11 protein-coding genes are annotated in these 14,820 nt (G+C 73.0%); 5 read left to right on the top strand and 6 right to left on the bottom strand.

Annotated elements, in window-relative coordinates; all coding sequences use genetic code 11:
• The first annotated feature begins 16 nt into the window (after positions 1-16).
• Entirely contained in the window at positions 17-253 is a 237-nt protein-coding gene (locus CC117_RS30245) for a hypothetical protein (RefSeq protein ID WP_026311087.1), read from the top strand.
• Between the two features lie 295 nt (positions 254-548).
• Positions 549-1,238 carry a Crp/Fnr family transcriptional regulator gene (locus tag CC117_RS30240; protein WP_071090639.1) on the top strand — a complete coding sequence of 230 codons (690 nt, stop codon included), beginning with the start codon at positions 549-551 and terminating at the stop codon, positions 1,236-1,238.
• On the opposite strand, the gene CC117_RS30235 is transcribed toward CC117_RS30240, so the two are convergent.
• The 5 genes from CC117_RS30235 to CC117_RS38295 form a co-directional block, all read right to left on the bottom strand.
• Entirely contained in the window at positions 1,185-4,979 is a 3,795-nt protein-coding gene (locus CC117_RS30235) for a tetratricopeptide repeat protein (protein ID WP_071090636.1), read from the bottom strand. The genes CC117_RS30240 and CC117_RS30235 overlap by 54 nt on opposite strands.
• A gap of 521 nt (positions 4,980-5,500) precedes the next feature.
• Entirely contained in the window at positions 5,501-6,280 is a 780-nt protein-coding gene (locus CC117_RS30230; RefSeq protein ID WP_071090633.1) for an MBL fold metallo-hydrolase, read from the bottom strand.
• Positions 6,277-7,233 carry an NUDIX hydrolase gene (locus tag CC117_RS30225; protein ID WP_071090630.1) on the bottom strand — a complete coding sequence of 319 codons (957 nt, stop codon included), beginning with the start codon at positions 7,231-7,233 and terminating at the stop codon, positions 6,277-6,279. The genes CC117_RS30230 and CC117_RS30225 overlap by 4 nt, the downstream gene beginning before the upstream one ends.
• A 39-nt stretch (positions 7,234-7,272) precedes the next feature.
• Entirely contained in the window at positions 7,273-7,803 is a 531-nt protein-coding gene (locus CC117_RS30220) for a RidA family protein (protein WP_084133031.1), read from the bottom strand.
• A 13-nt stretch (positions 7,804-7,816) separates the two neighbouring features.
• Positions 7,817-7,978: a DUF4177 domain-containing protein gene (locus CC117_RS38295; protein ID WP_018637431.1), complete on the bottom strand. Its 162-nt coding sequence runs from the start codon at positions 7,976-7,978 to the stop codon at positions 7,817-7,819.
• 120 nt (positions 7,979-8,098) lie between these two features.
• On the opposite strand from CC117_RS38295, the gene CC117_RS30215 reads away from it, so the two are divergent.
• A complete protein-coding gene (locus CC117_RS30215; RefSeq protein ID WP_071090625.1) occupies positions 8,099-9,118 on the top strand; it encodes an ArsA-related P-loop ATPase in 1,020 nt (339 codons plus the stop codon).
• Between the two features lie 416 nt (positions 9,119-9,534).
• Positions 9,535-10,794, top strand: coding sequence for an ArsA family ATPase (locus CC117_RS30210; protein WP_241830561.1), 1,260 nt, complete (start codon positions 9,535-9,537; stop codon positions 10,792-10,794).
• Positions 10,795-11,377: 583 nt separating this feature from the next.
• Here CC117_RS30210 and CC117_RS30205 read toward each other — a convergent pair.
• Positions 11,378-11,734 carry a WhiB family transcriptional regulator gene (locus CC117_RS30205; protein WP_018637428.1) on the bottom strand — a complete coding sequence of 119 codons (357 nt, stop codon included), beginning with the start codon at positions 11,732-11,734 and terminating at the stop codon, positions 11,378-11,380.
• A gap of 713 nt (positions 11,735-12,447) precedes the next feature.
• Here CC117_RS30205 and CC117_RS30200 point away from each other — a divergent pair.
• Positions 12,448-14,793, top strand: a complete 2,346-nt coding sequence (locus tag CC117_RS30200; protein ID WP_071091150.1) for a penicillin-binding protein — start codon at positions 12,448-12,450, stop codon at positions 14,791-14,793.
• The last annotated feature ends 27 nt before the right edge of the window (positions 14,794-14,820 follow it).

Below are 14,820 nucleotides of genomic sequence, written 5' to 3'. Positions count from 1 at the left end.
GGACCATGGGCTCGTCATGTTTGCCTTTGCTGTGGTTACGTTCCCGTTGGTGCTGCTCGGGCTCCTCCTGGCGATGGAGCGGGTGGAGCGCCCCCTCAACGCTGCCGACACGGGCAAGGGGCTTGAGGGCTTCCTCGACAGCGCCCGGCCCGACGAGGTGGCGACCTTCGTCCAGCAGGGTCTGCCGGCCGCRCTCGAGCGCTACCGGCGCCGGCTGCGCCGCACTCCGCCGGGCAAGCACCGCGCTGCCTGACGCCCGACGAGGCCGCCATCTCGATCTGCCCAACCTGTCCGACTGACCCGATCGGGCCAGTCGGCCTGATCGGCCTGATCGGTTGACAGCACTGTGGTCGCCGTGAGCGGTCGCACGGTGTGCAGGCCGGCAGATCGGCCGTACTGCGCGGATTGTGACTCACACCACCTTGGTGGTCCTTCTGCTGTCACTTTACGTATCAGAACGACGTATTCGGGTACATCTGCGTGACCTGACCAGGCCGATGGGGGTCCCTGGCCGTGCCCAAAGCCCCGCACCCTGGCATGCTCACCTCGTGGACGATCTGCTAGCCCGCGTTCCGCTGTTCGCCGGGTTGTCCGAGYCCGACCGCCAGGCGCTTTCCGATCACCTGGACCGGCAGGACGTGACCCGTGGCGATGTGCTGTTCCGCGAAGGGGATGTCGGTGACCGCGTTTTCGTGGTCCTATCCGGCAAGGTCAAAATAGGACGCCAGTCCGCCGACGGGCGGGAGAACCTGCTGTATGTGATGGGCCCGGGAGACCTGTTCGGAGAGCTCTCCCTGTTCGATCCGGGGCCGCGCACCGCGACGGCGACCGCCGTGACCGACGCGTCGCTCGTCGCGCTCGACCACACCGCGTTGCGGCCGTGGCTGCGTTCCCGGCCCGAGGCCGGGGCGCTGCTGCTGCGTGTGCTGGCCCGCCGCCTGCGGCGGACCAACGACACGATGGCGGACATGGTCTTCACCGACGTGCCCGGTCGGGTGGCGAAGGCGCTGCTCGACCTGGCCGACCGTTTCGGTGAGCCGGCCCAGCCGGGCAACGAGGCGGCGGGGGTCCGGGTCGAACACGGCCTCACCCAGGAGGAACTGGCACAACTGGTCGGTGCCTCGCGGGAGACGGTGAACAAAGCCCTGGCCGACTTCGCCACCCGAGGGTGGCTGCGGCTGGACTCACGCGCCGTCGTGCTGCTCGATCGTGAGCGGCTCGCCCGCCGGGCCCGCTGAACTCACCGCCGGTAGGGGAGCCGGCATGTCCGTTACCCGGCCGTCTCCCGGATCCGCCAAGGGCGCCGGATCCGGGAGCGGCATCTTCCCCAGCCCGTTCTCCGTGATGTCGAGGCGGCCTTCGTTCGTGATCCCGAAGCCGCCGGCCCGGGCCGCGACGCCGCCCTTCGACGGATCATCGCCGTCGCCGGGCTCGGCTGGCGGCAGCGCGGCGAGCAGCCGCCGGGTCTGCGGGGCCTCGCTGACCGCGCCGGTGGCCGTCGCCGCCGCCAGGGCCTGCTGGTAGGCCTCGCGGCTGCCCTCGACGTCCCCGTGGGCCGCCAGCACCGTGCCCAGGGCCCGGTAGGCCAGTACCTGGGCGCGCACGTCCTCAGCGTCCACACTGACCGCGCGCCGGGCCACCCGCAGCGCCTCGTCGGGCTCCCCCGCGTCCAGCAGGGTGCCGGCGAGGTGGGCGTACGCCTGCCGACGGGGGAACATCAGGGTCGCCGGCTCGCTGACGGCGAGCGCGCCGCGCAGGCCGGCGATGGCTTCGTCCAGCCGGCCGCGGGCCCGGGCGATCTGCGCGACCAGGACCTTGGCTCCGAGCTGGGCGTGCGGGCGCAGCTCCAGGCGGTCCAGATCGGCGAGCGCGCGGCGGGCGGCCTCCTCGGCGGCGTCCACCTCGCCGGCGTCCAGCCTGGTCAGGCCGAGCAGCACCTGCGCGAACGCGCCGATGATCACATGCCCGGTGGCGGCTGCCTCTGTGCACACCTCGGTGAGCAGGTCGGCGCCGCGCTGTGGTTCGCCCGCACCGCGGGCGGCCAGGCCGCGGGCGATCAGGGTGAGCGTGTGCCCCCAGGAGTCGCCCGTCTCGGTGAACAGTTCCGCCGCGCGGGCCGCCTCGGCCTCGGCGGTCTCGATGTCGCCGAGCTCGGCCGCGGCGACCGCGTCGATGGTCAGGCAGACGGCCTGCCCCCAGCGTTCCCGCATCGACTCCGCGAGGTTGATGAGCACCCGGGAGACCTTGCGGGTCCGGGTGAGCTGGCCGGAGAGCAGCAGCACGAGGGCCTCGGTGCCGGAGCACCAGCCGAGGCCGCCGGCGTCCTCGAGCCGCTCGAACAGGGCGGAGGCCTCGCGCAGGGTGCGCTCGGCCCGGCCGTAGTCGCCGCGGGTGGTCGCGCTCCAGGCCAGGTGCTGCAGGGCCCAGCCGACGCCGCGGGGGTCGTCGACGCGCCGGGCGAGTGTCAGCGCCTCGCTGTAGCGCTCCTCGGCCGCCTGGATGCGGCCGGCCGAGTACTCCAGCAGGCCGAGTCGGCGCAGGGAGGCGGCCACGGCCCGGTCGTCGCCGGCCCGGTGCGCGGCGTCCAGGGCGGTGATCAGGGACTGCCGTGCCTCCTCGCCGCGCCCCTGCTTCTGCCGGAGCTCACCGAGGACGGCGTAGGCCGACGCCCGCTGGGCGGGCGTGTTGAGCCGCAGCGCCGGGCGCAGCGCGCGCTCCGCCTCGTCGAGCCGGCGCAGCCAGACGAGCGCCTCGGCGTGCAGGATGCGCACCTTGATGTCGTCGTCGCCGTCCACCACGTCGCGCCCGAGCCGGCGGGCGTTGGCCAGCAGGTCGGCGGCGGCTCGGTGGTCGTCGCGGGCGAGCGCCGAGCGGGCCAGCCGGACATGCGCGTGGAAGCCGGCCTCCCGTGCGGACCAGGCCGGGTCATCGGCCGGCAGCGCCATCGACGCGGCCAGGTCGTAGGCCCGCAGGGCATGCCCGGCGACGAAGGTCGACACCTCCCGGGACGAACCGACCATCGCGGTCACTCCCCAGCGGGCGGCGGTCGCGTGCCGGCGGGCCCGCTCGACCTTCGGCAGGCCCGAGTAGGCCACGTCGCGGGCCATCGGATGGACGAACCGCCACAGCGTCTCGCCCTGCCGTGGCGGCCGGACGAGCTGGCGCTCGGTGAGGACGGACAGGGCCCGCTCGACCTCGGCCGCGGGGCGCTCCCCGACCGCCTGCAGCGCCTCGGCCGGGAACCGGGGGCCGAGCACGGCCGCGGCTCGCAACGCCGCCTTCGACGACGGGTCGAGGTCGTCGATCCGCGCGGCGAGCACCGACTGGACGCCGGCGGGCAGCACCGTCTCGGCCAGGGAGCCCTCCAGCACCCAGCGCATCCCCTCCCCGTCGGGGTCGGGTACCTGGCGCAGCAGGCCCCTGTCCACCAGCAGGTTCAGCAGCTCGGTGAGGAAGAACGGGTTGCCGTGCACCCGGGCCAGCAGGCCCGCCTGGTTGGCCCGGGACAGGCCCGGCTCGCCCAGGTAGTCCTTGAGCAGGGCACGGGCGGCGTTCTCCGGCAGCGGGGTCAGCGCGATCCGCCGCGCGGCGGCCAGATCGGCGAAGCGGGGGTTCTCCCGGTCGAGCAGCAGCAGCATCACCGGGCCGCTCAGCGCGGTCGCGAGCCGGCGCAGTGCGATGGTCAGCCGGCTCGTCGCCCATTCCAGGTCGTCGATGATGACCAGCACGGGGCCCTGCACGGCGACCGCGCTCAGCAGCAGCCCGACCGTCTCCACCGCGTCGTCGACCGCCCGCTGCAACGCCTCGCCATGCGAGGCCCGGCCCACCGGATCGCCTGGCGGTGGCACCCCGCCTGCGCCCGGCCGGCGGTCCGGTGGCACGCCCAGCATGCCGAGCAGCCGGTCGCCGATGCCGGACGGCAGCTTCGTCCCGAAGATCGGATGGGTGAGCGCGGCGACCTTGCGGCGCACCCGGTCGRCCACCCGGTCCAGGCTGTCGCCGTCGGTGATGCTGCAGGCGCCGCGGATGAGGTCGATCAGCGGGGCCAGGTCCCGCACGTCGCCGTGCCGGACGGTGCGCCCCCACAGCACCGTCGCGCCGGACGCCGCCGCGGCGCTGTCGGCGAGCTCGCGGGCCAGCCGGGTCTTGCCGATGCCGGCCTCGCCGGTGACCACCACGACGTCCGGGTGCCCGCGGTCGGCCACCTCGGTGAAGTAGCCGCAGAGCTCGGCCAGCTCCTGCTCGCGCCCGATGAAGGTCGCGTCGTCGGCCAGGCCGGGGCGGGCGATGTTGGACGGGCGCAGGCTGACCAGCTCGTATGCCGGGACCGGCTCGCGCTTGCCCTTGAGGATCAGCGGCGGGAGGTCACGCCAGGTCGCGACCGAGCGGGTGGCGGTGACCGTGTCCCGCCCCGCGTAGACGGTGCCGACCGCGGCCGCACCGGACAACCGGGCGGCGGTGTTCACGGTGTCCCCGATGACCGTGTACGACAGGGCCGCCTGCACCCCGGCGAGGACCTCGCCGGTGTTGACGCCGACCCGCAGGCCCAGCGGGCTGCTGTCGCCACCCTCATCCATGATCAGGCGACGGACCGTCTCCTGCATCGCGGCGGCGGCGCGCACGGCGCGCTCGGGATCGTCCTCATGGGCGGTCGGCGCGCCGAAGACGGCCATGATCCCGTCTCCGCTGAGGTTGTCGACCCGGCCGCCGACCTCGTCGACCTCGCGGGCGAGCGCGGCGAGCACCCGGTCGGTGACCTCGCCGACCCGCTCGGGGTCGCGGTCCTCCGCCCAGGCGGTGAAGTCGGAGAGATCACCGAAGAGCACGGTGACGACCCGCCGTTCCGCCGCCTCCGCGCGCGGGGTGTCGGTCTGGGTGAACTGAAGGCCGCAGTTGAAGCAGAACCGCCCGCCGGGGACGGTCGGGGTGCCGCACCGAGGACACACGAGCGGGCCGGGCGTGGGAGAGCTGATCACCATTCTGGACCGGTTCCTCTCCGCCGGATGATCGCGCAGGCGCGTGGGCGGCACGAGCCGCGTGGGAGGTGGGGTCCCCGCTGGCCGCGGGAACAGGCGGTCGGTCGATGGCCGGCGCCGGATCGCGCGCGGTGGGCCACGCCCCGCGAATCCGAGGTTCCGCGGGCGGTACCAGTGGGCCGAATAGTCACAAAGCGCACGAGCCGTCTCCTCCGCCGGAAAGTTTAGTGGCCTTCGTCTCCCTTTCTGGATCAAGCTGTGTCGGATGACTGACCTGGGCCGGTGGGCCGAGTCCGGGACAACGGCGGGTCTGGGCTCCATTGTGGCGCAGGTCACTCCGTGACCTGTTTTCTGGGGTACCCCGATCCGGCGGACGCCCCTCCAGCCGCCCCGTGGACGTCCATCCGCCCCCGGGCGAGACCCCTGCCCGCGGGACGGCGGCCAACGGGCCGTGGTGGACGTCACGCCCGGCGGAGTGGCCCGCGCCACCCGCGGTGGTGGAGCCGGTACTGCTGCCGGTGAGGTCAGCGCGTGTGCAGGTAGTCGAGCTGGGCGCGGACGGAGAGCTCCGCTGCGGGCCACAGCGCCCGGTCGACGTCCGCGTAGACCAGCCGCACGACGTCGCCCGGGGAGACCTGGTCGGCGGTCTGGCCCAGCTCGGCCAGCGCCGTGACGACCTGCTCGAGGCGGTTCGCGCGATGGGCCAGGTACGCCTCGGCGGCCCGGCCGGCGGCCGGCAGCTCCGGGCCGTGCCCGGGCAGCACCGCCATGTCGCCGAGCTCCCGCAGGAGCCGCAGGCTGGCGAGATAGTCGTCGAGGCGGCCGTCCGGATGGGCGACCACGGTGCTGCCGCGGCCGAGGATCGTGTCGCCGGTGAGCACCGCCGGCGGCTCACCGTCGCCGTGCAGGACGAACGACAGCGAGTCGGCGGTGTGCCCCGGGGTCGCCAGCACGCGCAGCTCGACGCCCGCCTCGGCGACGACGTCCCCGGCGGCCAGGCCCTCCGAGCCGAGCCGGTGCGCCGGGTCGAGCGCGCGCACCCACGCCCCGGTCAGGGCGTGCAGGACGGCGGCGCCCGCACTGTGATCGGAGTGGCCGTGCGTCAGCAGGATGGCCCGCACCGGCCCGGCGGCGGCGACCCGGGCGAGGTGCTCGTCGTGGTCGGGCCCCGGGTCGACGACCACACAGCCCTCCTCGCCCGGGGCCCGCAGGATCCAGGTGTTCGTCCCCTCGAGAGTCATCGGGCCAGGGTTCGGCGCGAGGGCGACGGCGGCCAGCCCGGTGACCCGGCGGGGGGCACTCATCGCGCGCCCGTCCCGCGGTCGGTCCCGCGGTCGGCGTGGGGGAACAGCAGCTGCCAACGACCGCCGGCCACCGAGATCACCGGCTGGACGGGGGTCAGATCCCGGGACCGCGCGGCCGCGAGCACCGCGGCGACGTCGTCGAAGGCGGCCAGCTCAGCCAGGGTGAAGGCGGTCGGCGGGAGCATCGCCAGCTCCCGGGCGGCGAACCGGGCGAGGGCGTCGGCGGGGCGGACCCACATGACCTGGTCGGCCTCGCCCGAGACGGGCCCGGGCTGTTGGCCTGGCGGCAGAGCGGCGACGAAGAAGCGGGTGTCGTACCGACGGGGCTCCAGCTCCGGGGCGATCCAGCGGGCCCAGGCCGCCAGCCGGTCGGCCCGCAGGGCCAGGGAGCGGCGGGTAAGCAGCTCGGCGAGGCCGAGGCGCCGGTTCTCCAGCGCCAACCTGTCCGCCTCCAGATCGTGCGCGGCCGGGACAGGTGCCGCACCCTCGGCGCTGGCGCTGGCGGGTGCGTCGTTGTCGTCCGCGTCGTTGTCGTCCGCGGCGTCGTCGTCGGCGGCGGCCGGCTCGGCGAGGAGGACGCCGCACTCCTCGAAGGTCTCCCGGACGGCGGCGGAGACCAGCGCCCGCGCGAGAACCGGGTCCCGGTCCAGGCCGGGCAGGACGGCCTCGACCGGCGGACCGGCCCAGGGGAGTGCGGCATCACCGTCCGCGGGATCGACCCGCCCGCCGGGGAAGGCGTACATCCCGCCGGCGAACGACATGGCGGTGATGCGCCGGAGCATGTAGGCCTCCACCCCCGGACCGGCCGGCGCGTCACGCAGCAGGATCACGGTGGCGGCGTCCCGGGGGGCGGCCGGCGCGGCGGCCAGYCGTGCCAGCACGGCCGCCTCCTCCGGATCCACCTGCCGGGAGGTGGTGAAACGGGTGATCAGCGCCGCCTGATGATCAACCATGCTTTCGATGGTAGACACCGCGGCCCGCGGGTGGCGGCCTCAGCTGGCCACCCGGGCCACCAGCTCGATCTCCACGGGGGCCCCGAGCGGCAGCCCCGCGACGCCCACGGCTGACCTGGCGTGCCGTCCGGCGTCCCCGAAGACCGCGCCGAGCAGCTCGCTGGCGCCGTTGACCACCAGGGGCTGCTCGACGAAACCGGGCCCGCTCGCCACGAATCCCACGACCTTGACGATGCGGATGATGGCGTCCAGGCCGCCGGCCGCCTCCGCCGCGGCGGCCAGTGCGTTCAGCGCGCACATCCGGGCCAGCTCGGCGGCCCGCCCGGTGCTGATCCCGGCTCCGACGACGCCGGTCTCGACGAGCCGGCCACCGACGAGCGGGATCTGCCCGGCCGTCCAGACGAGGTCGCCGTCCCGGACGGCCGGCACATACGCACCCGCGGGGGTGGGCACGGCCGGCAGGACCAGTCCGAGCTCGGCGAGCCGCGCGGACGGCGTGGTGCCACCGGGCTCCGGGGACGCGGCGCGCGCGTCTGCGCCGGCCGGGGTGGGGGGTTCGGGCGGGGCCATCGCCGGGCCCGGCCTACTGGGCCTTCGGCCGCTTGAAGTACGCGACCAGGCTCTCCGGGTTGGGCCCGGGCACGACCTGCACGAGCTCCCAGCCGTCCGCCCCGAAGTTGTCGAGGATCTGCTTGGTGGCGTGGATCAGGAGCGGGGCAGTCAGATACTCCCACGTGGTCTGCATGACCTTGGACCCTAGAGCATCTCCGCCCTGTTGCCCGGCCGGGTGGGCGGGAGCATCTGTCATGACGTGAGCCGCGGGTGCGGCGGTCGGGAGTGACGGCCCCCGGGTACGGTCGAGCACGTGAGCGGTGACGACATGGCGCGGGAGACGGCCGTGGCTCTGTGGGACCGCCGGCTGCACATCGTCACCGGCAAGGGCGGGACGGGCAAGACCACGATCGCCGCGGCGCTGGCCGTCGCGCTCGCCACCGGCGGGCGCCGGGTGCTGCTGACCGAGGTCGAGGGGCGCCAGCAGATCGCGCAGCTGTTCGACACCCCGCCGCTGCCCTACCGGGAGCGCAAGGTGGCCAGCGCACCGGGCGGCGGCGAGGTGTTCGCGCTGGCGATCGATGCGGACGAGGCCCTGCTCGAGTACCTCGAGATGTTCTACAACCTGCGCCGCGCGGGACGTGCCCTCGGGCGCGTCGGCGCGGTCGACTTCGCCACGACGGTCGCCCCCGGAGTCCGGGATGTGCTCCTCACCGGCAAGGTGAAGGAGGCCGTCAACCGCCCGGATGGGACCAGGCCCAGCGGGCTCGCCTATGACGCGGTCGTGCTGGACGCGCCCCCGACGGGCCGGATCGCCCGCTTTCTGAACGTGACCGCCGAGGTGGCAGGACTGGCGAGGATGGGTCCGATCCGCGCCCAGGCGGAAGGCGTGATGAAGGTGCTGGCCCCGGAGCGTGCGGCTGTCCACCTGGTGACCCTGCTGGAGGAGATGCCGGTCCAGGAGACGGTGGACGGGATACGCGAGCTGCGCGAGGTCGGTCTGCCGGTGGGTGCGGTCGTGGTGAACATGGTGCGCAGGCCGCTGCTCGCGCCGGCCGAGCTGGACCTGGCCCGGCACGGCCAGCTCGACTACGAGGAACTGGCCACGGGAGTCAAGGAGGCCGGCATCGAGCCGACCGAGGAGCTGATCGCGAACCTGGTCTGGGAGGCCGCCCAGCACGCCGAGCGCGTCGCGCTGGAGACCGCACAGCGTGCGGAGATCGCCGGCCTGGACCGTCCGGTCTGCGAGGTGCCGATGGCCGCGGACGGCGTGGACGTCGGCACGGTCTACCAGATCGCCGAGCTGCTGCGGTCCCAGCGGATGAACCCGTGAGCCCCGAGGACAGCGGATCCAGGCCGGGACCGGGCGGTACACCGGCGGGCGGCACATCGGCGGGCGGCACATCGGCGGGCGGCACATCGGCGAGCGGCACATCGGCGAGCGGCACGTCAGCGGGCGGCACGTCAGTGGGCGGAGCCTCGACGGGCGGGACGCCAGCGGGCGCGGCCGGAACCGGTGGTGCCGGAGGCGGGGGGACCCGGGCCGGCGGTGCGAAGACCGGTGGCACCCGGGCGAAACCCGCCGGGTCCGCCGGGTCAGGTGGGGCTGGTAGGTCCGGTGGGAAGGCCTCTGGCGCCGGCTCGAAGTCCACCAGCCCGGGCGCGAGGGCCACTGGTTCCGGTGCGAAGACCGGTGGTTCCGGCGCGCGGACCGGTGGCGGTACCACCGGAAAGACCTCCCCGGGGCGGGTGAAGTCGGCGTCCGGACCGGCGCGGAAGCCGGCCGGGACCCGTCGGGCCACGGGACGGGGCCAGCGGCCGGCGCCGAGCCGGCCCGGGCCTCGGCCGCATCCGTCCGGCGTTCCGCGGCTGGACGTCGACGACATGCTCGACAGCGAGCGGATCATCGTGTGCTGCGGGTCGGGTGGCGTCGGCAAGACCACGACCGCGGCCGCGCTCRCGCTGCGCGCGGCCGAGCGGGGCCGGCGCGTCGTCGTGCTGACGATCGACCCGGCGCGTCGGCTGGCGCAGTCRCTCGGTCTCACCGCCCTGGACAACACTCCGCGTGAGGTCAGCGGCGTCGACGGTTCGGCCGGTGGCCGGCTGGACGCGATGATGCTCGACATGAAACGGACGTTCGACGAGATCGTCCTGGAGCACAGCACGCCCGAGCGTGCCGAGGCGCTGCTCGCGAACCCGTTCTACCAGTCGCTGTCGTCCTCCTTCGCCGGCACACAGGAGTACATGGCGATGGAGAAGCTGGGCCAGCTCGACGCCAGCGGCGTCTGGGACCTGATCGTCGTCGACACCCCGCCGACCCGCTCCGCGCTCGACTTCCTGGATGCGCCGGGCCGGCTCGGGGACTTCCTCGACGGCCGGCTGCTGCGGGTGCTGCTCGCGCCGGCCAAGGCGGGCGGCCGGGCGTACGCGAAAGTGCTGGGTGCGGGCCTTGGAATGTTCACCAGGGTCATCACCAAAGTGCTGGGTGCCCAGCTCCTCGCCGACCTGAGCCAGTTCGTGGCCGCCCTGGAAACGATGTTCGGTGGGTTCCGTGCCCGCGCGGACCAGACCTTCCGGCTGCTCGCGGCGCCCGGAACCTCGTTCGTCGTGGTGGCCGCGCCGGAGGCGGCGGCGCTGCGGGAGGCGTCCTACTTCGTCGATCGACTGGACGCGGACGGCATGCCGCTGGCCGGGCTGATCGTCAACCGGATGCACTTCTCTGAGGCGTCCGCGCTGACAGTCGAGCGCGGGCTGGCCGGTGCGGAGACACTGGCCGACCACGGGGAGCATCCCCTCGCCGCGGCGGTGTTGCGCATCCACGCCGACCGCGCGCGGCTGGCGGAGCGCGAGACGCGGCTGCGCGAGCGCTTCACCAGCGCCCATCCCGACACCGCGCTGGTGGAGGTCGAGGCGCTGTCGGGCGACGTGCACGACCTGGCGGGTCTTCGGGAGATCGGACGGGCGCTGGCCGGGGAGCAGCAGCCCGATCCGCTGGCCGCCACGCCCTGACCGCGTGGGCCATCGAGGTCGTGCGGGGGGTCGGGGTCCGGCGGGGCGTCGGGGGCGTGCGCTGCGCGGGCGCTGYGTGGGCCGCCTGAGTGGGCAGTGGGGCAGCAGTGGGACGGTGGCTGGCGTAGGCACCTGGCGGGTCCTGCCGTAGGCACGAGGGGTGGTCACCGCGGGCCTGTCCAGGCAACCGCGAAGGGGGCGACAACCGCGCTGACCAGCCGGAACGGAATGACGGGATGTTCAGCCGGGAGAAGGAACCGCGTGCTGAGCAGYCGGGCATGAACGGAGCAGGCAGAGCTGGGGCCTGAAAGCCGGAGGTTGAAATGCGGCCCCGGGAATCGCGCCGGTGCGATGTGAACCCGGGTCCTTGAAGTGCGCCCTCCGCCCATTCGGGCCATACACGGAGACCGTGTGGACCGTGAGCTGGTGGGGACTAGCGCCACTGGTGGAGCATTCACCGCCCATCCGGGCTATACGCGACTCGGATGGAAACAACTGTGCGTTACCGGTGTTACCTGGTGTGGTGGCGTCCGTTCGACCCCGCTGTCGTCGGACACCGCCGGGTGAGGGTTACGGGCCGGAGCTAGCCGGCGGACGCGGACCGGTGGTCCGCCTGGGCGTCCGCAAGAAGCTTCCGCCAGGAGGTGACGTCCGGGCGGCGGCGCAGCAGAGCGCGTCGCTCCCGTTCGGTCATCCCGCCCCAGACGCCGAACTCGACCTGGTTGTCGAGCGCGTCCGCCAGGCACTCGGTGCGGACCACGCACCCGAAGCACCTGGTCTTCACCCTGTTCTGGGCTGCCCCCTGAACAAAGAGCTCGTCCGGGTCGAGGTCGCGACAGGCGGCGTGAGCCGTCCAGTCGCCGTCGGCGGTGGAGCCGACGAGCCCGGTCGTACTGGTACGGCGTGACAGGCTGACGGTGGGGGTCAGGCTTCTGGTCATGCCACCTGCCTTTCTTCTCGAGTCCGGGTCAGGGGGCCCGTGYGGGTGGTGACGTGGCGTTGAACCGAAACCGTACGGAGTGGCGTGGCCACGGCACAGACCCCACACGGGTGGTTGTCCAAATGACTAGTCCGGGCCATTGATCCCGATCGCCGCAGTAGTGCGGTCTGTGACAGCCATGTGTCGCTTCGGTGACGTGGCCGTGACTCTGCTGTGGCGTCGTAGTCTTAGTTCGATGAAGTGGCGCATGAGCCAGGTCATCTATTGGATCACAGGGTGTGGATCAACGCAGTACTGGATCAACGCCTCGGCCACGGGCGGTGCGGGTGCCTGCCGAAAGCCGACATCGTCGACGGCGGCGGTGGACTCGAGCGGAGGGTCCCGGGCTCAGTGTTCATACCAGGCCGAACCATCGGTCGGGCGCCGGTTCCGGGCATGTGGGCCCGCGTTGAGACCTGGCAGCTGCCAGAGTGTCCGGCACCGACATATCGGACGGGCGCGGTTGCGGCGCCCCGCGGCGTACGCGAGGAGTGCCCGTGAAGCTCCCAGGCACGGAAGCGGTGACGCGGCGGGGTCCTGACGGCCGCACGGCCCGGGACAGGGCGGCCCCCGTGGGCGGAACCAGGCCATCGTCGGCGGGTTGGCGCCGCGCCACCCCGAAGCGACTTCTCGGTGTGCTCGCCGCCAGCGTCGCCGCGGGCGTCCTGGTCAGCATGCTGGCGCTGCCCGTCATCGGGTTGGCCGGCGTCACCGCGAAGAGCAGCGCGAACCATTTCCTGTCGTTGCCGGCGAATCTGACGGTACCTCCGCTGGCGCAGCCGTCGCGCATTCTGGACGCCGCGGGAAACGAGATCGCCGTGCTCCGCGGCGAACAGGACCGCGAGCTCGTCGCCCTCGCCCAGGTACCGCAGTACATGCGCCAGGCGATAATCGACATCGAGGATGCCCGCTTCTACGACCACACCGGCGTCGACTACCGGGGAATGATCCGTGCGTACCTGGCGAACCAGGAGTCCGGTGAGGTGACCCAGGGCGGTTCCACACTGACCCAGCAGTACGTGAAGAACGTCCTGCTGGCCCAGGCCCGGACGACGGAGGAGAAGGAGCAGGCGACCGAACAGACGGTCGACCGCAAGCTTCGCGAGGCACGCTTCGCGCTTTACCTCGAAGACCACCTGACCAAGGACGAGATCCTCGAGCGTTACCTCAACATCGCCTACTTCGGTGACGGCGCATACGGCATCCAGGCGGCCTCGCACCACTACTTCAACATCGACGTCAGCAAGCTCACGCTCACCCAGTCGGCGCTGCTCGCCGGTCTGGTGAAGAACCCCACCGCGTACAACCCGGTACTGCACCCGCAGGCGGCCCGGGAACGCCGCAACACGGTGCTGAGCCGGATGCACGAACTGGGACACGTCGAGACCGGTGTGTGGCAGGCGGCCCGTGGTGAGGAGGTCGTCCTGAACCGGCCGGCCCGCTCGGCCGACGCCTGCGGGGACTCGTCCGCGCCGTTCTTCTGCTCCTACGTCCGGCAGCTCCTGCTTGCCGACCGGACGTTCGCCGCGACGCCCGAGGACGCCCGCCGCCTGCTGTTCGAGGGCGGGCTGACGATCCGGACCACCCTCGATCCCGTCGCGCAGGCGGCGGCCCAGACCTCCGCGTCGGAGGTGATCCCGGTCGGGGACCGAGTCGCCGCCGGGGTGGCGATGGTGCAGCCGGGCACCGGCAACGTGCTCGCGCTGGCCATCAACCGGGAGTACGGGACACCCGCGGACAATCTCGCGCCAGCGCTCACCAGCGACTTCGTGCACACGAAGGAGATCTACCCGGTCGACACCGACTCGTTCTCACCTGGCTCCACCTTCAAGGTCTTCACACTGGCGGCTGCGCTGGAGAACAACATCCCGCTGTCGACCACCTTCCACTCACCCCTCTGCTACGAGTCAGGGAAGTTCGGCAACCCGGATCAGGAGGTGGGGAAGGACTGTTACGGCAACGCCGACCCGAGCGAGGACGGCTACTACTCGCTCACCACGGCCACCTGGAGCTCGGTCAACACCTACTACATCCAGCTCGCCGAGCGGCTTGGCGTTCTGAAGACCGCCGAGATGGCCCGCCGRCTGGGCGTCAGCTCCTGCCGGATCCGGCCCGTCGGTGAGAACGACCCCGAATGCAAGGGCGTGAACGRCATCAGCGCCGTGGACGGGTCGGCGATTCTCGGCTCCAACGAGATCAGCACTCTCGATCTCGCGACCGCCTATGCCACCCTGGCCGCGCGCGGGAACCGGTGTGACCCCCGGGTGGTCCAGTCGATCACGCAGCGCGTCGGGTCCGCGGACCGCCCGCTGGCGTTCAACGCCGGAAGACCCTGCGAGCAGGTTCTCGACCCGGGCATCGCCGACACTGTCGCCGCGGTTCTGCAGGGGGTCATCAACCACGGAACCGCTTCGGGTAACGCCCGGATCGGCCGCCCGGCGGCGGGTAAGACCGGAACCGCCGAAGGATTCAGCACGGCCTCGTTCGCCGGATTCATCCCGCAGCTCGCGACCGCCGTGACGCTGGCCGACCCGCGTGGGCCGTCGACCCATCAGCTGCGCAACGTCCTGGGTAGCCGGCAGGTCTTCGGCGGTGGTTTCCCCGCCCAGATCTGGGCCCGCACCATGACCCGCACGATCGACGGTCTGCAGCTGCCCGTCGCGCCGCTGCCCGCGCCGGACAACACCCAGCCCGAGGTGCCGAAGAAGCCGCTGCCGGACGTCCGCGGCCAGGCCCAGCAGGCGGCCGAGGCCGCGCTGCGCTCGCAGGGCTTCCGGGTCAGGTCCGAGATCGTGCCGCACATCGCGCCGCCCGGCACCGTTGTGGCCATGACCCCGGGCCCGGGGGAGGTCTCGGTGGACACCGAGGTCGTCCTGCAGGTGTCCGGCGGTCTCACCGGGGCGACGCTGCTGCCCAATGGGATCGCCCCGCGCCCCGGGCAGCCCGTCTGGCCGCCGGCGGTGAACGACCGCTGGCGGGGTGGTCGGCCGCCGGACCTGCGGGACCAGCTCAACGGCTGATCCGCGGCCGAGTCGCGGCCTTCGCGT

It is taken from the genome of Parafrankia colletiae (assembly GCF_001854655.1).
GTDB classification, from domain to species: Bacteria; Actinomycetota; Actinomycetes; order Frankiales; family Frankiaceae; genus Parafrankia; species Parafrankia colletiae.
This window is presented reverse-complemented; position numbering and strand designations above follow the sequence as displayed.

Excerpts from the sequence above, each read along its gene's own strand:
- CC117_RS30205 (WP_018637428.1), bottom strand. The coding sequence starts at position 11,734 with ATGACCAGAAGCCTGACCCCCACCGTCAGCCTGTCACGCCGTACCAGT.
- CC117_RS30230 (WP_071090633.1), bottom strand. The coding sequence starts at position 6,280 with ATGAGTGCCCCCCGCCGGGTCACCGGGCTGGCCGCCGTCGCCCTCGCG.
- CC117_RS38295 (WP_018637431.1), bottom strand. The coding sequence starts at position 7,978 with ATGCAGACCACGTGGGAGTATCTGACTGCCCCGCTCCTGATCCACGCC.
- CC117_RS30220 (WP_084133031.1), bottom strand. The coding sequence starts at position 7,803 with ATGGCCCCGCCCGAACCCCCCACCCCGGCCGGCGCAGACGCGCGCGCC.